General features: G+C 44.3%; 22 protein-coding genes and 1 pseudogene. 14 read left to right on the top strand and 9 right to left on the bottom strand.

The features are described from left to right. Together AXI57_RS04225 and AXI57_RS04230 are read left to right on the top strand one after the other, a co-directional pair. Positions 1-2538 (top strand): lantibiotic dehydratase, encoded by a 2538-nt coding sequence (locus AXI57_RS04225; protein WP_061669327.1) that lies wholly within the window; start codon positions 1-3, stop codon positions 2536-2538. Then, a complete protein-coding gene (locus AXI57_RS04230) occupies positions 2535-3422 on the top strand; it encodes a thiopeptide-type bacteriocin biosynthesis protein (RefSeq protein WP_003327070.1) in 888 nt (295 codons plus the stop codon). Before AXI57_RS04225 ends, AXI57_RS04230 begins: the two co-directional genes overlap by 4 nt. A gap of 36 nt (positions 3423-3458) precedes the next feature. Here the strand turns inward: AXI57_RS04230 and AXI57_RS04235 are convergent, their stop codons facing one another. The 5 genes and pseudogenes from AXI57_RS04235 to AXI57_RS04255 form a co-directional block, all read right to left on the bottom strand. Further along, positions 3459-4094, bottom strand: coding sequence for a hypothetical protein (locus tag AXI57_RS04235; protein ID WP_061669328.1), 636 nt, complete (start codon positions 4092-4094; stop codon positions 3459-3461). A 4-nt stretch (positions 4095-4098) separates the two neighbouring features. Next, positions 4099-4389, bottom strand: a complete 291-nt coding sequence (locus AXI57_RS04240) for a hypothetical protein (RefSeq protein WP_013390649.1) — start codon at positions 4387-4389, stop codon at positions 4099-4101. Further along, a complete protein-coding gene (locus AXI57_RS04245; protein WP_003327072.1) occupies positions 4386-4934 on the bottom strand; it encodes an RNA polymerase sigma factor in 549 nt (182 codons plus the stop codon). The genes AXI57_RS04240 and AXI57_RS04245 overlap by 4 nt, the downstream gene beginning before the upstream one ends. A gap of 357 nt (positions 4935-5291) precedes the next feature. Then, positions 5292-5435 (bottom strand): annotated as a pseudogene (locus AXI57_RS21910) (solute carrier family 23 protein); the annotation flags it as partial. A 143-nt stretch (positions 5436-5578) separates the two neighbouring features. Beyond that, positions 5579-7174, bottom strand: coding sequence for a PucR family transcriptional regulator (locus AXI57_RS04255; protein WP_061669329.1), 1596 nt, complete (start codon positions 7172-7174; stop codon positions 5579-5581). Positions 7175-7346: 172 nt separating this feature from the next. Between AXI57_RS04255 and AXI57_RS04260 the strand changes: the two genes are divergently transcribed. Continuing rightward, on the top strand, positions 7347-8690 hold the full coding sequence (locus AXI57_RS04260; RefSeq protein WP_061669330.1) for an allantoinase: 1344 nt from the start codon (positions 7347-7349) through the stop codon (positions 8688-8690). 271 nt (positions 8691-8961) lie between these two features. On the opposite strand, the gene AXI57_RS04265 is transcribed toward AXI57_RS04260, so the two are convergent. Beyond that, a complete protein-coding gene (locus AXI57_RS04265) occupies positions 8962-10128 on the bottom strand; it encodes an MFS transporter (protein WP_010789839.1) in 1167 nt (388 codons plus the stop codon). 779 nt (positions 10129-10907) lie between these two features. Between AXI57_RS04265 and AXI57_RS04270 the strand changes: the two genes are divergently transcribed. The 6 genes from AXI57_RS04270 to yunB all read left to right on the top strand — a co-directional run bounded on the left by AXI57_RS04270 (position 10908) and on the right by yunB (position 15641). Then, positions 10908-11267: a YunG family protein gene (locus AXI57_RS04270; RefSeq protein WP_003327079.1), complete on the top strand. Its 360-nt coding sequence runs from the start codon at positions 10908-10910 to the stop codon at positions 11265-11267. A gap of 37 nt (positions 11268-11304) precedes the next feature. Then, positions 11305-12156 carry a DUF72 domain-containing protein gene (locus tag AXI57_RS04275; protein WP_003327080.1) on the top strand — a complete coding sequence of 284 codons (852 nt, stop codon included), beginning with the start codon at positions 11305-11307 and terminating at the stop codon, positions 12154-12156. A gap of 18 nt (positions 12157-12174) precedes the next feature. Next, complete coding sequence (locus tag AXI57_RS04280; RefSeq protein WP_010789836.1) at positions 12175-12996, top strand: sulfite exporter TauE/SafE family protein; 822 nt, start codon at positions 12175-12177, stop codon at positions 12994-12996. A 19-nt stretch (positions 12997-13015) separates the two neighbouring features. Then, positions 13016-14404, top strand: a complete 1389-nt coding sequence (locus AXI57_RS04285; RefSeq protein WP_061669331.1) for a bifunctional metallophosphatase/5'-nucleotidase — start codon at positions 13016-13018, stop codon at positions 14402-14404. A gap of 63 nt (positions 14405-14467) precedes the next feature. Continuing rightward, positions 14468-14773 (top strand): YunC family protein, encoded by a 306-nt coding sequence (locus AXI57_RS04290; RefSeq protein ID WP_003327083.1) that lies wholly within the window; start codon positions 14468-14470, stop codon positions 14771-14773. 67 nt (positions 14774-14840) lie between these two features. Then, the gene (gene yunB, locus AXI57_RS04295; RefSeq protein ID WP_003327084.1) at positions 14841-15641 is read left to right on the top strand and encodes a sporulation protein YunB; all 801 of its coding nucleotides are present in this window, start codon (positions 14841-14843) and stop codon (positions 15639-15641) included. Between the two features lie 36 nt (positions 15642-15677). Here the strand turns inward: yunB and lytH are convergent, their stop codons facing one another. Then, positions 15678-16658, bottom strand: coding sequence for an L-Ala--D-Glu endopeptidase (gene lytH / locus AXI57_RS04300; RefSeq protein ID WP_003327085.1), 981 nt, complete (start codon positions 16656-16658; stop codon positions 15678-15680). Positions 16659-16890: 232 nt separating this feature from the next. Between lytH and lipA the strand changes: the two genes are divergently transcribed. Then, complete coding sequence (gene lipA / locus AXI57_RS04305; protein ID WP_003327086.1) at positions 16891-17787, top strand: lipoyl synthase; 897 nt, start codon at positions 16891-16893, stop codon at positions 17785-17787. Positions 17788-17818: 31 nt separating this feature from the next. Here the strand turns inward: lipA and AXI57_RS04310 are convergent, their stop codons facing one another. Beyond that, positions 17819-18463, bottom strand: coding sequence for a YhcN/YlaJ family sporulation lipoprotein (locus AXI57_RS04310; RefSeq protein WP_061669332.1), 645 nt, complete (start codon positions 18461-18463; stop codon positions 17819-17821). A 117-nt stretch (positions 18464-18580) separates the two neighbouring features. On the opposite strand from AXI57_RS04310, the gene AXI57_RS04315 reads away from it, so the two are divergent. The 3 genes from AXI57_RS04315 to AXI57_RS04325 are packed head-to-tail and all read left to right on the top strand — an operon-like array spanning position 18581 to position 20114. After that, positions 18581-18856, top strand: a complete 276-nt coding sequence (locus tag AXI57_RS04315; protein ID WP_003327089.1) for a YutD family protein — start codon at positions 18581-18583, stop codon at positions 18854-18856. Positions 18857-18877: 21 nt separating this feature from the next. Then, entirely contained in the window at positions 18878-19312 is a 435-nt protein-coding gene (locus AXI57_RS04320) for a DUF86 domain-containing protein (protein ID WP_061669333.1), read from the top strand. A gap of 31 nt (positions 19313-19343) precedes the next feature. Further along, on the top strand, positions 19344-20114 hold the full coding sequence (locus AXI57_RS04325; RefSeq protein WP_010789830.1) for a TIGR01457 family HAD-type hydrolase: 771 nt from the start codon (positions 19344-19346) through the stop codon (positions 20112-20114). A 31-nt stretch (positions 20115-20145) separates the two neighbouring features. Here the strand turns inward: AXI57_RS04325 and AXI57_RS04330 are convergent, their stop codons facing one another. Beyond that, positions 20146-20646, bottom strand: coding sequence for a phosphatidylglycerophosphatase A family protein (locus AXI57_RS04330; protein WP_003327092.1), 501 nt, complete (start codon positions 20644-20646; stop codon positions 20146-20148). 154 nt (positions 20647-20800) lie between these two features. Between AXI57_RS04330 and yutH the strand changes: the two genes are divergently transcribed. Further along, positions 20801-21817, top strand: coding sequence for a spore coat-associated protein CotNH (gene yutH / locus AXI57_RS04335; protein ID WP_034718237.1), 1017 nt, complete (start codon positions 20801-20803; stop codon positions 21815-21817). The last annotated feature ends 73 nt before the right edge of the window (positions 21818-21890 follow it).

Here is a 21890-nt window from a genome sequence, read left to right on the forward strand (position 1 = left end):
ATGGCGGAAAATGTGGCGCCGTTTGTTATGCTGCGGGCTGCAGGCGGCAGCATCGACAGTTTGAAAAGTATGGATATAGCAGAATCGGCAAAAAATGTTGACAAGATTCTTGATCTTGAACAAGCCCTTGAAAACTTGAAAGAACCTTTAAGCGACATTTTTTATGAACTGATTTCCCGACTGCAGGATGAGGAAACGACGATCCTCCGTTTTCTGCTAAAAATCAAACGGGATATTTTTAATAGCCGTGCTGTCAAGATTTCAGAAGAAAATAGAACGGAATTAAAAAAACGAATGTCAGAAGCCGATTTTGGTTTATTTGATCAATGGTATACGGCGATTCACGACAGACAGACATATATGGAAGACACAAAGCAGCTTTTTGAGGAAGAAATTAAGCAGGCTGGTAAACGGTTAGCGTATGAAATGGAAAATAAAGAATGGCAAAAAGGAATGGCGCTGGCCAATCCAAAATATTTAACCGCCTATAAGAAAAGCAAGCCGAAATTGTGGCAGCCTCATAAACAATACGCACGCTCCAGTATGGCTTATTTAGGAAGAATCACTGCAAAAACCAGCCCGTTCAGCACCTTTACAAAAATCGGATTGACCTCTTTTTCAGCTGATGATGCGCCGGCCCCCAGCACTCAGAAAACAAACTTTTGCAGCATATCCAAATCGATTTGCAGCGAACTCATTTTTGAAATGGCACAGCATCCTGAATTTTCCCGGTACTTGCAATATGAAAAAAACCAATCTCTTCAACCAGCAGAAAAAAACACTATACAGCTGATGAAAAGCTCTTATACGATTTTGAACGGATTTGCATGGCGGGAGGATAAAATGGTTTCAGAAAACGTATCAGATGAACAGATGAGTGTGATTGAGTCACTCTGTTCAGGAAGTTTCGAGGAAGTAACGGAACTGCTGAAAAACACGTCTTTAACCATACCTTGTTTGTCAGCTGAACAATGGATCAAACCGGTTCTCCCCTTTTCAAGAAAATCCGAGCAGCCTTTGCTAAGTTTATACGATTTCCTTCAGCCGATACCTTCCCGAAAAGCAAGGCGGCTGGCGCGCATTGTGAAATGGATGGATGGCTGCATAGAGGCGCTTGCGGCCAGTGAAGCAAAGCGAAGACTTAAGTATCACCAGCTGATTCACAGACTCGCCAAACGCGCATTCAGTGAGCTGACACATAAGGCTCCAAAAAGCTTATTGAATGAAAAACTCGTTTATGAAAATGTGAAATTTGCCGGAGATCATCCGCCATTAGGTGAGTATGTAAAACGTGATATGGAAAAGCTGTCTCATCAGCTCAGAAACTATCAATTCCGCACACACCTGTACGATTTACTATGTGAGCATTTCGTAGAAACGTATGGGAGGGGAGGCTTGTGCAGCGACATTCAAGCATTTTTGTATCAGTTTGAAAAGAGAAAAGACCGGCCGCGATTAATCAAAAACGCCTTGCGGAAAGATAAGAAGACCGCTTTGAAACTGGAGGAGTCAAGAGTCTTTGCCCCTTATGGCGCCAGTTCTGCGCCGCCAAGCGCAACCGTTTTTTATCAGTTGGCCGCAAATAACGGCAGAGACAGCATTGCGGCTGGAGACTACCAGTTGGTTATCAATCAAATCAGCTCCGGGCTGGGGCTGCTGCTTCGATTCCAATCTATGTTTCAAGAGGACGGGCGGAATTTAAGCACTCTCATGAAGCAATGGGTGAATGCTATGAACCCCAGCTCAGACATCGTTCATTTTCCGATGATTTCAGATTTCAGCAATTTACAGACTGATCCCGGCATTACATCACAATCCTTAAGATGGCTTGGCGAAAATCCTACATCAGACCAGAATGATATTCTATTAAAAGATCTGCTTTTGGTTCATGAGGATTCCGGCACGCTGGCTCTTGTAAATAAAGAAGGACGTCCTGTCGCCCCCATGTATTTCGGTGCCGTCCCTCAGCATATGATGCACGGGCCTGTATCCTATCTGTTTACCATTATGATGCCCTGGATCAATGCTTATCAGGCGGATTGGGTGTCTTCTCCGTTATTTTCAAAAGCGCCTCCGCCGGAGAAAGTGGAATTTCATTCCCGCGTGCAAGAGGGAAGAATCGTTCAAAGACGTTCCAGATGGCGGATTCCGGCTTTCTTATTCCCGCTAAAAGAACATCGTGAAAGTGAGTATGCCTATTTTACAAGAATGAAAGCATTTCAAAAGAATTACGGACTTCCTGATGAGGGCTTTCTTTCCGGGGAGAGGACAAGCGTCATGCTGAATCCGAAGCAAAGAAAACCGATGTACATGAATTTTAATAGCTATCATTCAATAGAAGCGGCTGTGAACACGGTTGCAGCAGAAGACGATCTTTTGTCGATTACGTTTACTGAAGCGCTGCCTGACCGGAATCAGCATTGGCTCAAGAGTGAGGAAGGGCATGTGATTGCGTCTGAATATATGTCCTTGTTCCAATGGCCTGGTGTGAAGCATGAAGAATCAGTTATAGCCAATCAGAAAGGGGTTTTTATATGAAAGAATGGGTGTTTTACAGCATTTATGTGCCGAGGGCCGAGTATTTAGAAAAGATTATCGTCAACATTGTGACACCTGCTGTTCAGCAAATCAAAAACAGTGTTCAAGTACATAAGTGGTTTTTTATCCGTTATATTGATATGCAAGGCCCTCATATCCGTTTGAGATTTTTGGTGGATGAGGCTGAGATGGAAGCCGCTGAAGAGCTCCTTGAAGAGCGTTTCAGCCAATGCCTTTCGGCGGTCATAGCCGAACCGGTTCCAGACTTAAGCCGTTTGCTGCCTGTCAAAGCAGAGACAGCGGATTTTGAATCTGGATTTCAGCAGGAAGAATATGAACAGGAGTACGAAAAATACGGCGGCCTTCAAGGAGTGGATGTTGCTGAAAATATCTTTCAGTCGTCGAGTGAACTTGCTCTTTTATTTGTGAATCATGATTATTTTTCCGATAAAGACCGCTTTGATCTGGCACTGTTATTGATGAAAATAACTGCTGAAAAAGCCTCTCTGTCAGAAGCGGAAACGCGGCAGCTTTGGGAAAGCATGCTGCATTACTGGAGCGGAGCTGATTACACGGAAGGGATTTCCTATAAAACAAAACTGGAAGAGGCTGCGAAAAAAAGGGTCGATGTCATCAATCAAGTGATGGAAAGGATGGCCGCCGATCCGCGTGTCAAGGAATTAACGGACGGTTATGGACAAGTGCTTGAACATGCCTTTTCTGAGATAAAAGAGTCTGAGAAAATCAGAACCCCGGTTTCCCACTTGGCTTTCCACTATATTCATATGATGAATAATCGTTTAGGAGTCTGGCCGATAGAAGAGGCATATCTTGGCGCTTTGCTGGCGCATACGTCAGGATACGTTCCAGAGGCAAAATCATAAAAAAAGAACTTCAGCTTTATAGCAGCTGAAGTTTTCTTATTGGCGCTTGCTTCTATGATAAAGGGAATTAAATATCAACATAAACAATAAGTAGCATGCCGCTAAAATAATGAAAACGACAGGGAATTTGAGAAGCAAAAGACCTCCCGCTATAAAAAGGATGGTCGCTGCTGTTACGACAGTCCAATAGACTGTATGCTTCCTTTTCGTCTGTGTTTCTTTTGGCGGAGCTGCGGTCGTGTCTTCCTCACTGATAGGCTGAACACCATACTTATACACATGCACCAATTGGACAAATCTGCCAAGCATCAAGACGGATGACACGGTAATCCAGCTGAGAGAATTAACTAAAAAAGCAAGCTGGAGCGTATCTTGAAACGGGGTGCCGCCCGCTTCAAATCGAATTATCACTAAAGCGCCGGCTCCGGCAAGGAAAAGAATCCCTAATAAGAAAACGAACACATTATAACTGTCAAATCGGTTCCATTCTCCCAAAAATCTGCAATGCTTCGCAATTAGCGCATATTTTCTTTTTGGATCCTGCGGAAGCGAGTCGACACCGATTGTATTCAAAATCTGCCGGTTAAACGCCGACCCCACTAAAGCCCCGATTGACCCTACGGCAAGCGCCGCCGCACCGCTTATGATTCCGATCATTGTACCGATTGTCATTTCATCACCTTCCTAAGAATAAGAAAAAGAGTATTTGTGCCGCAAAGCTTCCGGATAAAATCGGGAAAATCGCAAACGTATGAGAGAAAGAACGCAGCGATAATAGATCAGGCAGCTGCCAGCTTGGATATGTCAGCCAATGGCTCAGGCGGTCAAACCAAGTTTTCGGCGGAAGAGGCGATTGGGCTGCATCTTCTGGAAGGGGGACGCTGTTCAGGCGCAACAGATTATTAAGTTCAGGCATTTGCTCGTGCAAGCCTTCAATCATGCGTTTGACTTCATCGTGTTCCTTCATTCGTCATTCATCTCCTTTTTCAGCTGTTTGTTCAATTTTTTAAGTGAATAATGAAGCTTTGATTTGACGGTTCCTTCCGGGATGTTAAGAATATGGGAGATTTCTCTGCCGGAAAATCCTTGGTAATAAGCAAGAATCAGAATGGAACGCTCTTTGTCAGGCAGCTGTCCCACATACTGCTGAATCAGCATTTTATTCTGTACATGATATTCCACAGATCCGGACTCCGCGTCTTCATGTTCATTTGGCTCGATCTGCTGCCATTTAAACTTAGAGTGCTTCCGATAGTGGTCAATGCACAATCTGTGCGCGATTTGATGAAGCCAAGTGCGAAAGCTTGCTTTTTCACTTTTGTAAGTGCGGCTTTTTACATACACGCGGATAAAGGTTTCTTGCAGGAGATCTTCAGCCGCCTGTTTTTGGCGGATGTATAGAAAAATAAATTGATATGTCTTTTGAGCGTGACGGGTATATAGGCTGTTGTAGGCCTCCATATCCTTTTGTTTTACTTTTTCCATCAATTCTTCATCTGAAAGAATGTCCATACCCCACCTCGAAACTTGGTTTCGTTACTATATACGAATGCCGGCTGTAAAGAGTTCAAAGAAAATGAAAAGAAGCAGATGGAGATGATCCGGGGTCTATGGGTGTAGGGGAGCTGCGGTTTTAAGAGGATCTCTGCCTTTTTATTATAACAGGGTGAAAACCGCGGTGAACATTAAATAAAAAAGCCTGACCGTAAAGGCCGGGCTTTACAATTAACTCCCCCTATACACCTGATATCCAAAAGGCGAAAAAGCGCGGGATTTGATAGTCTGTTTTCTGATCGGAAGGGCTGCTCAGATGAGGCGGCTTAACGCGCAATCCAAGGAGAATGCTCATAAATGACTCCGAGTAAGCTGCAATCCGCACGTCAGAATGTCGATCGCTAATAGATATGTCAGATGTTCTGATGCCGAATGTAACGATCTGCCCACAAGCAGAGGCACTAATATCACCTCCGCATCCATGGCTGATACATGCTCGAAACCAAGCGTCAGGACCATAACCGATTTTTGTTTCTGTTTCACTGCCCCTCCTTCATTATGTTCATTTTAGAACATGATATCGTTCGGGAGTGTCATTGGAAAAACAGTGCATAGCTGCTGGAATAACCAAAATACTGAATATTAGTGAGAAAATATAACAATCAGCCGATCAGCCGCTGTATTCTTAGCGCGAGGCGTAATCGCATGGTCGTCTCCGGATCTTTTAAACTTTTGCCAAGCAGCTCCTCACATTTTTCCAAACGGTAGATGACCGTATTGCGATGTACATATAATCGTTTGGCTGTTTCGGAAATCTGGCAGTGTGTTTCCAAATAAACGGATAAAGTATAGAGCAGGCTTTGATCCTCCTGCTGCCGGTCAGCGAGGCTTTGAAGGGTGGCGCTGTAAAATTTCTTCAAGTCCTCTGCCGGAAGGAGCCGGAGCAGTTCGGGAACATCTTTGACGTGGTACACTTGAATGAATTCAGTACTCCTTGACAAATGTCCGGAATGGAGAGCGTCGGAAGCCTCTGTAAACGCGTCGGGAACCTCGATCAGTTTTTGGCAGATGTTGCTGATGCCAAAGGAGAGCGTTCGCTTAAATTGGGCCCGCACCTGTGTTTGAAACTGTTCCAAAAAACGGATGACCGCTGTATGTATTTCACTCCAGCTGTCCGTCGCTTCAATTAAAAGAATACCGACGTTCCCTTTGATAAAAAGGTGGGGAGGGAATGGAAACGAAGACAGCTCTCCCTCGAGGAATTCAAATACACTGTCAGAAGCCAGCTGATTTTCTGTAAAGCTGATCGCTTTGTCGTTACGATCAAGCTTGCCCGCGATGCACATATATTTTTGATCCCAGCCAAGCCGGAATTCTTTGGCGCGGTTTTTGATTTCTTCATGGGTTGAAAAGGAATGCTCGATAAAATTGCTGAAAAACTCATTGCGTGCCCGGCGGCTGAACTGCTTCAGCGCGTTTTCCTTCAGCAGCTCGAATGAAATGACATTGGCCGCCTGCTCAATCGTGAGGACAATGCCTTTATCTGCGGCCGGCACCATATCTGGAATTAATAGAAAGCCACAGTTTTTTTCATGGGTATAAATAGGAAGGACAGAATACGTTTTCCGGTCAGACAGCATAGAAAAACAAGTGAAGAAGGGGCCGGATAAAGCGCGCAGCATGCCTTTCAGCTTTGCGGTGTCGATTGGAATCTGATGGGATGCCGAGATCAGCTTTGTATGCTGGTCAAGCAAAATGACAGGAAGCTGGAGAATGGCTGACACCTTTTTGAGCAGGGATTGAAGGCCTTTGCCGCTCATAATGTGGCTGGTGAATTTTTTATGGGCATAAATCGCCTGCTGAAGCTCCTTCGAACGCATATCAAGAATATGGCTCAGCGTAGCGTTCACAATGTCGCCGAGCCGAATATCCTCAGCAAGCTCAATGATGGGGAATTCATAGTGGTCCGCAAGCTCAATAACGTCTTTGGGAATATCATCGAGGTAGCGCTTTGTTTTAATGCCGAGACCGGCGCAGCCCCGCTTGGCCATTTGCTTAATCAGCTCAGATAATTGATAGGGGTTATCTTTAAGATGATAAGCGGTCGTCACGAGCAATTCATTTTTATGGAGGAAATCCGCAATATCAGGCGCATCCATCATATTTACATGCTGAACCTCTCTGGTTGCCCCGGACTGTCCCGCAATGATTTTTGCAGACTGATACGCCGGGATTTTCATGACATCGAAAATATTCATAGATCATTCTCCTTTTCTGTGAAAACTAACTATTGGTTAAGATGAATAAAAATAATCAGAAATTATAGCGCTTTTGCTGATGTAATACGATTATAATAGCAGTAAACTAACATAAATAGATTGAAATTGTTACATTATATGACATTAAAAAGTCATCGCAGGGGGGAAGCAAATGGCTTATGATCTGATCATAAAGGGCGCAAAGGCAGTGGTAAGAGAAGGCGTCAAAGAAGTTGATATTGCAGTCAAAGACGGAATCATCGCGGCGGTCAGTCCGGCTATTGAAGAAGAGGCGGACGAGGTGGTGCAAGCAGACGGGCAATATTTGTTTCCGGGGGCTGTAGACTGCCACGTGCACTTTAATGAACCGGGCAGAGAAGAGTGGGAAGGTATCCGGACCGGCTCACAAATGATGGCGGCAGGCGGCTGTACGACCTACTTTGACATGCCGCTTAATTGCATTCCATCCACGGTGACTGCTGAAAACTTACGTGCAAAAGCGGAACTCGGCAAGCAAAAATCCGCGGTGGATTTTGCCTTGTGGGGCGGATTGGTTCCAGGGCATATAGCCGACATTCGTCCGATGGCGGAAGCGGGAGCGGTTGGCTTTAAAGCATTTTTATCTAAGTGCGGCACAGAGGAATTTCATTCAGCCGATGAGCGGACACTTTTTAACGGAATGAAAGAGATTGCGGCTTGCGGTAAAATACTTGCTCTTCACGCGGAGAGCGATCCGATCACAAGCTTTCTGCAAGCTGAGCTGATGGATCAAGGGAAAATGGACGCCGATGCGTACGCCGCATCCCGTCCGGAGGAAGCGGAGGCTGAAGCGGTATATCGGGCGATTCAGTATGCGAAAGTGACCGGCTGCCCGCTTCATTTTGTACATATCAGCACGAGAAAAGCTGTTTTGCTGATTCAGCAGGCAAAAGAAGACGGAATGGATGTTACAGTTGAAACCTGTCCGCATTATCTGCTGTTCAGCCATGAAGACCTTCGGGAAAAAGGCTCTGTTGCTAAATGCGCTCCGCCGCTTAGGGCGGAAGCGTCCAAGGAAGAATTAATCAACATGCTGCTTGCCGGAAAGATTGACATCGTCTCCTCTGATCATTCTCCTTGTCCGCCGGCGCTGAAACGGGAGGACGATCTCTTTCTTTCCTGGGGCGGCATCAGCGGCGGGCAATTCACATTGCTGGGCATGATTGAGCTTGCCGCAAGCCGGAATATTCCTTTTGAAGCCGTCGCCGAATGGACGGCCGCTGCCCCGGCAGAACGTTTCGGCCTGTTGAAAAAAGGACGGATTGAAGCGGGGCGAGATGCCGATTTCGTATTCATCGAAATGAAGCCGCACACCGTGACAAAAGAAACGATGTTTTCCAAGCATAAACAAAGCATTTACGAAGAACATACATTTCCCTGCCGAATCACAGCGACATACAGCAGGGGGCGATGTGTGTATAAATATGATGGGCAAAAGTCCGCCCTGCATGAGGGAGAGCTGGTTATTCCTTCATAAAGCCGGTCCCGAACGGGGATCGCATGAGTGACTTCCATCCGGTCACAATCTCTTAAGGCTTCATGGAACTCAGTTCCATTGGGGATGGGAAAAGCCTTAATGTGGCGATTGCCCCCGTTACTTTAATTAAGATATTTCACATATTACGATTAAAAATAATTATTCCTATAATGGATACCGCCAACATTCGAAAATTTTGAACGCTAAGCAAATATCAACAAAACAAATCCACCTCTATTAACACAGAAGTGGATTTGTTTTTATATCGATTTTATATATTTTTATACTTTTTCTTTTCATTTAAAAAATCCTTATAGACTAAAACAGCAACAAAAATAAAACTTAGACTAACAATCCGGAAGATCATCTCTAAACTCATCCATTCAGCTAAAATCCCTAATACAAATGCGCTGACTCCAACACCAACGTCAAAACTGGAAAGAAAGGTTGCGTTGGCAGCGCCGCTTTTTTCTTCACTTACCTTTTGAACCGTCCATGTTTGTAAACATGGCATAACAGTTCCATAACCAGCGCCAAATAAAATCGCTGCAATAATAAGATAAAGATTATTTGTCGTATAAGACAGCATGACAAGTGACAAAAATCCTAGAACTGCTGCCACAACGATGATAGACCAAGGTCCTTTTTTGTCATACCATTTTCCTGTAAACGGACGTAGTAAAGTAGAGACAGTCGCATTGATAAGGAAGAATAGAAAAATATGATCTAATCCCTTTTGTTTTCCAAAAAGAACTAAAAAAGTAATGATCGCTCCAAAACCAAGTGTTGTAATAACCGTCAGTAATGCTGGGAACCATGCGTCTTTTTCAAAAATCGCTTCAAAAAATTGAAATGGCTGCCTCTCGTGTTTAACAGGAGCAGGTGAATATACAAATTGAAGCGCAATAACTGCCAATAGACTGAGTACTACGGATGACCAAATTAAAATATTGAAGGAAAAAGAGCCATAGATAAGGATACCTACACTCGGAGCAATGATAGCCCCGACCGTTGTTGAAATAGAAAAATACCCTATACCTTCTCCTAACCGTGTCTTAGGAATTAAATCGACTACAATTGTACTATTGGCTGTGGTTGATACCCCCCACGCTGCGCCATGGAAAAGTCGTAACAATAGCAAAAGCCAAATAATATGAAGAAAAGGATATAGCATTGTAATAATCATTAAAGCTGCACTGGCAATAATGGCAAGACTTTTCCGTTGGTTATCAATTAAATAGTACCCCACAAACGGTCTGATTAGAACAGCGCCTAGTGTAAATAATGTTGTCATTAGACCTACTTGAATGGAAGAGGCATTCATGCTTAACAAATAGGCTGGTAAAATAGGCAGCAGCATTTCAAACCCTATAAATACTAAAAAGTTACTTATAAATAAAAATAGAAATGATTTATTAAAGATTTTTTGTTTTTTCATATTATTACTCCTCGCTTCTAATTATTTTTCTAAATTAGAAGCGTTTGGAACACTGAAACGTTTCTATATTGCCTAAGTTTTTTAAACAATTGTCTCACCCTTTCTGAAACTCCTGGGACTTATTGCAACTTGGTTTTCGTTATTTAGTGGTTCCTTACCTGATCTTTGTCCACTTTTTCATGAATTTCATCCAACAAGAGGCTGTATACACATATTCATCTCAATTCTTCACCTGTATAACGCAAAAAGACGCCATATAAAACCGGCGTCTGGTTATTGCTTAGTATTTAATCAAAATGCACAAACCATTTAAGGGTTTTCTGCAGATTCTAAAATAAAAAGACAAAAAGCTTCCGGTCGCTGGTCTCTATATGAAGTTTGCTTAAAAAAGGACAGACTGGTCCCATTGAAAGTAAATCTCCTAGATGTAAATATGACTTTACTTCTGTTGCAATTCTTCTGAAAACAGCTTCCATGACTTTTTGCCTCCTTTCTTAATATTAGTAAATAGTTTTATCTACTTTAATATATGTTGATAAAAAAAGCAAATCCATCTGAGAATCCGTTATTGGCATTACTAAACACCTTCAATTATAACGAATCCTTCTTCAACTAACCTGACCATTAGTTGAAATAGAAATCTACACAATTTATATTTATCCTAACATATATACCCATTTGCAACTTTATATGTTTATTCTCTAAATCAACCTTTACCATGCCTTTGTTTTTAAAACATGCTAATAGTGGTATCTTTTACATGAAGAAGGAGGAAAACGATGATCCAGGATGAGCAAGAATTAAAAGACATTTTAACGAAATCATGGTCGCAGAAGACCAGTTCGAAATGGACGAAAGAATGCCCGTCGTGCGGCCAGTGCAGTGTGACCGCTCTGGTTATCCAAGACCGTTACGGCGGCTCCATATTAAAAACAAAAGTCGGCGGCAGCTGGCATTTCTATAACAGCATAAACGGGGGCGTGTATGATTTCACGAGCGATCAGTTTCCGCAGCGGATCGTATACCAAAATATACCTTCCTCTAGAGAAGAAGCGTTTTTAGACACTAATGAGGAACAATATCTTTATCTGCGATCAGCTTTTTCTCAAAACATCAACAGCTTTTACAAGGAAACCTGAAAACACGTGTGATAAACTGGAAGAGAGGTGAATGATTGTGATTTATATCGGACTGACGGGCTGGGGGGATCATGACAGCATCTATCCGCCGAAAACAGGCAATCAGCAAAAATTACAGGCCTATTCTTCCCATTTTCCCATCGTAGAAGTAGATGCGAGTTTTTACGCGGTTCAGCCGCAGCGCAACAATGAAAAATGGGTGAAAGAAACACCCGCAACCTTTCAATTTATCATAAAGGCTTTTCAAGGAATGACCGGCCACCAGCGCGGCGAGATACCGTTTGAGACAAAAGAAGAGATGTTTGACGCTTTTAAGGTGTCATTAACGCCTTATCTACATACCAATAAGCTGGCCATGGTGCTGTTCCAATTTCCGCCATGGTTTGATTGTAAAAAAGAAAACGTCGCCTACTTAAGGTGGTGCAAACAACAAATGGGGAGCATTCCGTGCGCTCTTGAATTCCGGCACCGTTCGTGGTTTTCGCCCCAGTTTTATGAACAGACGCTTTCCTTTATGAAGGCTGAAGGCTGGATTCACAGTGTGTGCGACGAGCCGCAAATCGGTGAGGGCAGCGTACCGACCGTTTTAAAGGCGACAGATAAGAACAAAACGCTCGTCAGGTTTCATGGCCGGAATAAACAAGGCTGGATCAAACCTGATGGGGGACAAAACTGGCGCGAAGTCAGATATTTATACCGTTATAATAAACAAGAGCTAGAAGATTGGAAAAAGAACCTTGCCATTCTCCAGCAGCAATGCCGTGATGTTTACGTGCTGTTTAACAACAATTCCGGCGGAGACGCGGCTGACAATGGAAAAGAGATGCTGAGTATGCTCGGAATCGAATATACCGACCTCTCTCCAAGGCAGCTCGATTTATTCAACTAGGGAAAGAGGAGAATGTAAGTGTCTTATATGATTTTAATTGTATTGGGTTTGATTGCGGGTACGGTAGGAAGCCTGATTGGCCTTGGAGGAGGGATTGTCATTGTTCCCGCCTTGCTGTTTTTAAGCAGCGCGACCCCTTTCTTTCAAGATGTAACACCCCAGGTCGCCATCGGGACCTCGCTTTTGGTCATTATTTTTACAGGCTTATCTTCCACGCTTGCTTATATTAAATACAAAACGGTTGATTATAAAAGCGGACTGATTTTCTTTATCGGTTCAGGCCCCGGAAGTATAATCGGAGCTTACGTATCGAAGCTGTTTAATTCTGATTCGTTTTCTGTCTGGTTTGGGATTTTTATGATTCTGATTTCAGTATCATTAATGCTGAAAAAGAAAGCAAGGCCGCTGAACAAAGAGCATCAAGGGATAATTCGGACTTTTCGGGATGATTCGGGCGAGCCGTATACCTATTCCTACAATGCGGCTGCCGGAATTGCCATCGCCTTTGCCGTCGGTTTTTTAGGCGGGCTTTTCGGCATTGGCGGCGGTTCGCTGATGGTGCCCGCCATGATGCTTTTATTTTTATTCCCGCCAAAGGTCGCGGTCGCAACATCAATGTTTATTATTTTCCTGTCTTCTGTTACAGGATCTGTTTCTCACGTTCTCTCCGGCCATGTTGATTGGCTGTATGCTCTTGCTCTCATTCCGGGTGCTTGGTTCGGAGGGAAACTTGGCGCGGCTATCAATAAAAGAATGCAGACCAAAACGATCGTTGCCACCATGCGGATTGTGTTAATTTTAATCGGCTGCCAATTAATTTATGAAGGCATATTCAGATGAAGGATTAGGGAGAGATTGTATGTTAGAGAAACTCCGCTTATATCACACCAATGATTTACACAGCCATTTTGAAAACTGGCCGAAAATCGTCCACTATATTGAGCAGAAAAGAAAAGAGCATTTGTTAAACAGCGAAGAGGCGCTCGTATTTGATATCGGCGATCATGTCGATCGTTTTCAATTCGTGACAGAAGCGACATATGGAAAGACAAATGTAGATCTGCTGAACCGTCTTCATATAGATGCGGCTGCCATCGGGAATAACGAAGGAATTACCCTTCCTCATGAAGAGCTGGCGGCCTTATACGATCATGCCGAATTCCCCGTTATCGTCTCCAACCTGTTTGACAAACACGGAAAACGTCCGAAGTGGGCGGTGCCTTATGTGATGAAAACACTCGAAAATGGAATGACGATGGCAATTTTGGGTGTGACCGTACCGTATTATCCTGTTTATGACAAACTGGACTGGACTGTAACCGACGCTTTCGAGAAGATAAAAGAAATGATCGCAGAAGTGAAAGACAGAGCCGATATTATTATTTTGCTTTCCCATTTAGGCATTATTGATGACCAGGCGGCGGCTGAAGCATTTCCTGAGCTTGATGTGATTTTAGAATCGCACACCCACCATTTACTTGAAAACGGCCAAATGGTAAATGGCGTTTTGCTCGCTTGCGCCGAAAAGTACGGCAACTATGTCGGCTGTGTCGAACTGGTCATTGACAGCAAACGGAGGCAAATTGTTGAAAAGAAAGCATCCGTTCAAAACATGTCTGAATGGCCGGAAGAATCAAAAGAGACGAAGGCATTTCTTGAGGAAAAAGAACGTGAAGCCGAGGAATTGCTGGCTGATGAGATCGGCGTTTTGGACAAGGATGCGGAAGTCAAGTGGTTCGAGGAATCCGCATTGCCTAAACTTTTGGCCGAGGCGCTGCAAGAGTGGTGCGGCAGTGAAATCAGCATGGTGAATTCGGGCATCATCTTGGGGCCGCTGAAATCCGGGCCTGTGACCAAGCTTGACCTGCACCGCATCTGCCCGCATCCCATAAACCCTGTTACCGTGCGTCTCACAGGAGAAGACCTCAAAGAAACAATCCTTCAGGCCGCCACAGAGAAAATAGAGCAGCTTCGTATAAAAGGATTGGGCTTCCGCGGAGAAGTGATGGGGAAAATGGTATATGCGGGGGCCGAGGTTCAAACGGAACGGCTTGATGACGGCATTACTGATGTCATCCATATCACGATAAATGGAGAACACATAGAAAAAGACCGCGTGTACACAGTCGGAACGCTGGACATGTTTACATTGGGAAGGCTGTTTCCTCTTATACGGGACGCGGGAGAAAAAGAATTTTTCATGCCGGAGTTTTTACGGGACCTTCTGGCCTGGAAACTTACACAGTAAGCTTTCTGCCCACAACAAGCTGTGCCCTTCATCATAAAGTATAGATGAAGGGAGTGATTTGATGTGGTAAACCTTACACCGATTCTCATTGAAGGTGAACCTTTTACAGCGGTCACTGTTAAGCTTCCCAAAACAAATTTTATGGCGGTGGCCAATGATCACGGATATATTATGTGCGGCGCGCTGGATGTTGCGCTGCTGAATGACAAATTAAAGGAACGCGGAATCATCGCGGGCCGGGCTGTCGGCGTCCGCACCATTGACCAGCTGTTGGACGCTCCTTTGGAATCCATTACGTACGCCGCGGAAGATCTCGGCATTCATGTGGGAATGAGCGGACGAGAGGCTCTTTTGAAAATGGCAAAATAAATTGTCCCGGCTATTACTATGTCCCCCTTTACAAGCATACATTGTGATATGTAAGGGGGGATTTTGCTTGCCAAGATTTCGCGGCCCTCTTCGTAAAAGAGGACCTTTGCCATTTCGGTACGTTATGCTGCTTACACTTGTATTTTTCCTCATTTCCACAACGGTAAGCCTGTGGATCATTAATGCCTCCATCAAACCGATTTTGATGGATATCGGAGAAATGGAAACGAAACGCGTGGCGATAGAAGTCATTCAAGCCTCAATTGAAGACTATATGTCAAATCGTGATAACATGAAAGACATGTTTGAGATGAACTCCGATGAAAACGGCAAATTAACGACAATCGATTTTAATACACAAATCGTCAACAGTATGAAAACGAAGATAACAAAACAGCTGCAATCGCATCTGAAAGAAGTGGAAACAGGCGAATTCACGCATAGCAAGAAACACGGATCAGGAAAAAATAGCGGCGCTAACGAGAATATTATGATCAATATTCCGCTGGGACAGGTGACCGGCAATACCATTCTCGGCAATTTGGGGCCGAAAATACCGGTAAGGTTTAGTTTAATCGGTGACGCGCTCACTGATGTGAAGACAAAAATTGAGCCGTACGGCATTAATAACGCGTTAATTGATATCAGTATCTCTGTTGAAATTAAAGTGAAAGTCATTATTCCGTTCGCAACCAAAACATCCGTCGTCACAAACACCATTCCGGTCTCTATCAAAGCGGTGCAGGGAGAAGTTCCGCAATTCTACAATGGAAGCGGCGGAACCGGTGTCACCCCGTCTGTTCAGCTGCCAAGCAGCAAAGAGGAAGACAGCGGATCATCAAAAAACAGTAAAAAAAGCAGCGAGTAAAATCAGCCGCCTTCCTTTAGAGGGCGGCTGTTTTCGCTACTTCTTTTTTCGTATTTCAAAACGTTCCCATGCTCTTAAATGCGGGTATGGATCAAACGACCATTCGGTTCTGCCGTTATCTTTGTACATACCGTAATGCAGATGCGGAGGGAATTTCCCGGCTGTTCCGGGCGGGCCGTAGCCTGAGCTGCCGACAGAACCGATCACTTGCCCCGGTTCGACAATCTGACCGGTTTTGATTCCTTTGGCAAAGCCGTTAAGGTGGGCAAAGTAATGATACGTATTATTCACATCTCTGATTCCAATTCTCCATCCTCCGAAGCGGTTCCAGCCTTTCATTTCAATCACCCCGTAGCAGGTAGACCGGACCGGCATCCCGTAATGGGCGAACAGATCCGTTCCTTCATGGATGCGCCTGCCTCCAAAACCGCGGGCATCTCCCCATGTGCTCCGATAGCTATAATCTGTTCTGACGGGCAGAGGAAAGGCATGCTCACCGAGATCAATATGACCGTAAGCCTTAAACAGTTTCATAAACTCTGTAATAATTCCGACAGTCTGATCACGATGATAAAAATTCCATAGTCCGATGCGGATATTGTCCACGTCCGTTCCGTATGACAGCAAGTATTGGGCGAATGTATACAAGATATCCTCGTCATTGCTGACCTCGGCTTTACCGTCGCCATCCCCATCCATGCCGATCCCGTCAAACACTTTTATACTTAGCGGAGCATCATCCTTAGGGTTAGGATTTTCAGGTCCGCTCCATATGTCATCCGGAATATAGATACTGATGATTCCTGATTTTTCGGGCAAATCGTTTCGGTTGCTGCGCACATTTTCTTCATATTGATCAACGGCGGCAAGCGCGTACCAAGGGATTTGCGTGACCGCTTCCGCCTTGCGGTATAATTCCATGCGTGCAGAGAGTACGGAATCCGGCTTTTCTTTGCCCGAAATGCTAGGCTCGAATGCAAACAAAAGGAGAAGAAGAGCGGATAACACAATTTTCACAAAATGATCTCCTTTCATATTGAATACGTATAGTTTGCGGCAACTCGATAAGAAAATGTCAGTAATTCTCTTCCCTTGTCGAGAAATTTTTCCTATGTTAAAGTGTCTAGAGAAAAGACTTTCTTTAGTTAGAAAAATAATATTTTTTGCAGAAACCAAGGTGTCTGCATCCATCGAGATTTCAGAATTTTTCGCGCTCAGGAAAACATATTGGATATTGGAGATGATGGGATTGGCAAAGAAAGACGAACACCTCAGAAAGCCCGATTGGCTTAAAATAAAATTAAATACCAATGAAAATTACACGGGCCTCAAAAAATTAATGCGGGAAAACAATCTGCACACGGTGTGTGAGGAAGCGAAATGCCCCAATATACATGAATGCTGGGCGGTCAGACGTACAGCTACATTTATGATTTTGGGCTCTGTCTGTACAAGAGCGTGCCGCTTTTGCGCGGTTAAGACAGGCCTTCCGACAGAACTTGATTTGCAAGAACCGGAACGCGTAGCTGATTCAGTCAGCATTATGAATCTGAAGCATGCCGTTATCACAGCTGTTGCGCGTGATGACCAAAAAGACGGAGGAGCCGGTGTTTTCGCAGAAACCGTACGAGCGATCCGCAGAAAAAGCCCGTTTACAACCATTGAAGTGCTTCCGTCTGATATGGGCGGCAATTACGATAATCTAAAAACATTAATGGACGCGCGTCCCGACATTTTAAACCACAATATTGAAACGGTCCGCCGCCTCACTCCAAGAGTCCGCGCACGAGCGAAATATGATCGGTCATTGGAATTTTTGCGCCGTGCAAAAGAAATGCAGCCGGACATTCCGACGAAATCAAGCATTATGATCGGTCTGGGTGAAACAAAGGAAGAAATCATCGAAGTAATGGACGACCTGTTGGCAAACAACGTTGATATCATGGCAATCGGCCAATATCTGCAGCCGTCCAAAAAACACTTGAAAGTCCAAAAATATTACCACCCCGACGAATTTGCCGAATTAAAAGAAATCGCTATGCAAAAAGGCTTCAGCCACTGTGAAGCAGGTCCGCTTGTCCGCTCATCCTACCATGCGGATGAACAGGTTAACGAAGCTTCTAAAAAGCGCCAAGCGCAAGCATAATGCCAAAACGCCAGAATATCTGGCGTTTTTGTCATTTGTGATTCGTTTGCAGCGGTCCTTGAGCTTGATCCTGATCCTGATCTGTTTCTCCATTAGCATTTTCGTCTTCAGAGACAGGCCCTCCCTGCGGAGATTTTTTCATTTCTTGAATGGTATCCGCCATGATGTCACTGATATCTCTTGAATCAGAACGAAGCCTGCTGTAGTTCTCAATGGATTGCACAAGGTTTGGATTATCGGAAATATACACATGATAGTACCGCGGGATAACAGAAGCTGCTGTTTTTTTGACCTGGTCGGCCGTCTGCTCCCGTCTTTTTGAATTCGTTTGGTAAACAATGAGCGCTTCTTTGTCTGTCACGAGTGTCGCGGCATCTTGAACATGCGGGAGCTGAACCGTTAAACTGGAAATAACATGTGCGGTTTTTTCACGGTCAATTGTCGGCACTTTCGTTTGAGTGTCATCCGGCATGCTGTTTGCTTGGTAGCGGACATATCCAAACTGGCCATTTTTGTTATCCTGATTGAAAGACTCTTTTCGATCAGACACACTGATGGTCTTGCCGCCGATCTCCTTGTCGGTCTTGATATCCCGTTGCGCATCGTTTGTTTCGGCTCCCGTACAGCCTGTCAAAAGGCCAGCTAAAAGGCAGACGATATAAGCAGTATGTTTCATTTTAGTAAATCCCTCCTTACAGCTTAGGGTAGCCAAATCAGATGATTTACTCTTTAGCAATTGATGGGGACGAAGCAATGAATTATGATATAAATGAGTGATAAAAGAGGTGAAATCATGATTCTCATTCAAAACGCTGAGTTCGAGTTAGTCCGCAACTTCAAAGAGGGGTTCAACGAAGAAGCCTTCAAAGCCCGCTATTCCGACATCTTAAATAAATATGACTACATTGTGGGAGACTGGGGATACAGTCAGCTTCGGCTCAAAGGCTTTTTTGACGACCAGAATCAAAAGGCAACCTTTGAAACGAAAATCAGCACGTTAGACGAGTATATTTACGAATACTGCAATTTCGGCTGTGCGTATTTTGTCTTGAAACGACTACGAAAATAAAGAAGCAAAGGGGAGACTGTCATGTATTTTGTAGACAGGAACAGGATTGAAGAAACCCTCGGATTTCTTGAAAAAGAATTGGCTCTTTTTAAAAAACAAACAGACTGGCAGACGGAGATTGAAAAAAAAGCGCTTGAGCGGATCGGCCATGTCGCCATCGAATGCATTATCGACACGGGAAATTATATGATCGACGGTTTTATTATGCGGGACCCGGGCAGCTACGACGACATCATGGACATTCTTGTTGATGAAAAAGTGGTAACGGAAGAGGAAGGGACGCATTTAAAACAGTTTATTTCCTACCGTAAAAAACTGGTTCAGCAGTATCAGCTGGCGGACGCCGAAGAACTTCTCAAACTGATCCAAGCGCATCACACCGTGCTGCAAGACTTTCCGTCACGGATCAGGAGCTACTTAGAGACGGAACTCGGCCCTGTTTCTGCATTTAAATAAGCCATCAAGAAAAGCAACGGGAGTGTAGTTGATGAAAACATATAAAGGATATTTAATTGATTTAGACGGTACAATGTACAACGGAACCGAAAAAATTGAGGAAGCTTGCGAATTTGTCAGAAAGCTGAAAGAACGGGGCATTCCATATTTGTTTGTGACAAACAACTCGTCCCGCACACCGAAACAGGTGGCGGACAAGCTGGTTTCTTTTGACATTCCGGCGACAGAGGAGCAGGTTTTCACAACAAGCATGGCGACAGCTCAGCATATCGCGCAGCAGAAGCAGAATGCGTCTGTTTATGTGATCGGCGAAGAAGGCATCCGCCAGGCGATTGAAGAAAACGGCCTGACCTTTGCTGAGGAAGACGCAGACTTTGTAGTGGTAGGGATAGACCGCGGCATTACATACGAAAAGCTGGCAACAGGCTGCCTCGCGATCAGAAACGGCGCCACTTTCATTTCTACAAACGGTGACGTGGCGATCCCGACAGAAAGAGGGCTTTTGCCGGGCAATGGCTCACTGACTTCAGTGTTAACCGTATCAACTGGCGTTCAGCCTGTATTTATCGGAAAGCCTGAATCCATCATTATGGAACAAGCCATGCGTGTCCTCGGAACAGATATCTCTGAAACATTGATGGTCGGTGATAATTACGCAACAGACATTATGGCGGGTATGAACGCAGGGATGGACACTCTTCTTGTGCATACAGGCGTGACCAAAAGAGAGCATTTGGCCGATTATCCTGATAAACCGACTCATGCCGTTGATTCCTTAACAGACTGGCTTACCCATATATAAGAAAAAAGAGGGCGGTCCATATGGACTGCCCTCATTCTGTATTTCTGGCACGATGGGCCAGCCTGCTGGATGCGGCGGCAGCGATCGCGCCGACAATATCATCGAGGAACGTATGGCATTCACCGGTAGATTTATCATTTAAACGGCCGAGAATCCCCGGTTTTTCTTTATCAATGTAGCCGTAGTTGGTGAACCCGATTGACCCGTATATATTCACAATCGAAAAGGCAAGAACCTCATCGACTCCATAAAGGCTTTCATCAATAGCCAAAATCGTTTGCAGCGGTTCAGAAAGCTTTTTTTGCTCAGCGAGAACATCCAATTCAATTCCGGTTAAAATCGCATTTTGCACTTCGCGCTTTGCAATCACACGATTTACATTATAAGTGCAGGTTTCAATTGTTAAATCAGGATGGTATTTTTCCTGAAGAAAAAACACAAGCTCGGCAATATCCGCAATTTCTACCCCGCGCTGCCTCATCCGTTCCCTTGCCGTTTTTTCCATCTGGCTTATTTGTTCCTTTTCTGACATCAGCTTCACCCAATCTTTTTTTACTAGTTTATACAAAACGCGATAGATGTGTACGTTATTTTCTTGCGTCTCCGGGAGGTTTAAAATATGTAATCATAATTCCGGCTCCGTATGACTACGATGTGAAGAACCCCAATTCAACAGGCAGGTGATCATTTTGAAGGGTGTCATCAAAGAAAAGTTCGGCATTCAAGTCAGACAGCTTTCGGTGTATCAAACGTACGAATGCTTTCAGACGCCAAATTCCTTTTTTTTAATCATTCCGGTTTCGCAATTTTCCGAGGCGGAACTGACGGAGCTTTATTACATGAGTCAGTATTTACAAGAACAAAGTGACCCATACGTTTCCGTTTTTATCTTTACAAAAGATGGGGAGCTGACGTTTGAACATGAAGGTAAATCCTACGCGTTGCTAAAGGCGGTTCCGCCCGTGACGAACCGTTCTTTTTCTGTCGGAGCAGAGCTTGCGGAGTTCCACAGAAAAGGCAGAGGTTTTCCTTATGAAGTGAAAGATGCCGGAAGAATTGGCCAATGGAAGGACTTATGGGGGAAACGGATTGACCAGCTTGAAGCCTTCTGGCAGCAAAAAATTCAAATGCCTCCGCATGAGCCGTTTGATAAAAAAATGATCGAATCTTTTCCATATTATTTAGGCCTTTCGGAAAATGCCGTTCAATACTTAGTTGATACGGAACTGGATGATAAGCCTCAGGTGACCGATTCGGGAACCATTTGCCATCAGCGGATGGAACGGAATACCTGGTCGCCCGAGTCATTAATCAGAATACCGGCAGATTGGGTTTTTGACCATGCGGCCCGTGATTTGGCTGAATATATGAGACATACTTTTTTATATCATAGAGAGGATTTGCTGAATCAAGGCTTTCACTTTCTGCAGGAGTACGAGCAAATCACCCCGTTGTCCTCTTTTTCCAAACGCTTGATGTACAGCAGGCTGCTTTTCCCCCTTCATTATTTCGAAACCGTAGAGGGTTACTACATTTCTTCGGAGACAGAAAAGCACTATTATGAGGAGAACCTTGACAGTATTCTTGCTGATTCGGGCCGTTATGAACAGTTTTTAAATATAGGTGAGGAATTGATGAATATGAAATCCGGGGAGGTATTTGTTCCCTCTGTCACTTGGCTCGGAAAAGGTACCGTGAAATAGAGCAGGAGCCGGGGCTGAAGGCGGAGAAAGCTCCGGCCTTTAAATGAAAAAATCCAGTAAAAATATTTAGAAA

It is taken from the genome of Bacillus atrophaeus (assembly GCF_001584335.1).
Lineage (GTDB): Bacteria > Bacillota > Bacilli > Bacillales > Bacillaceae > Bacillus > Bacillus atrophaeus.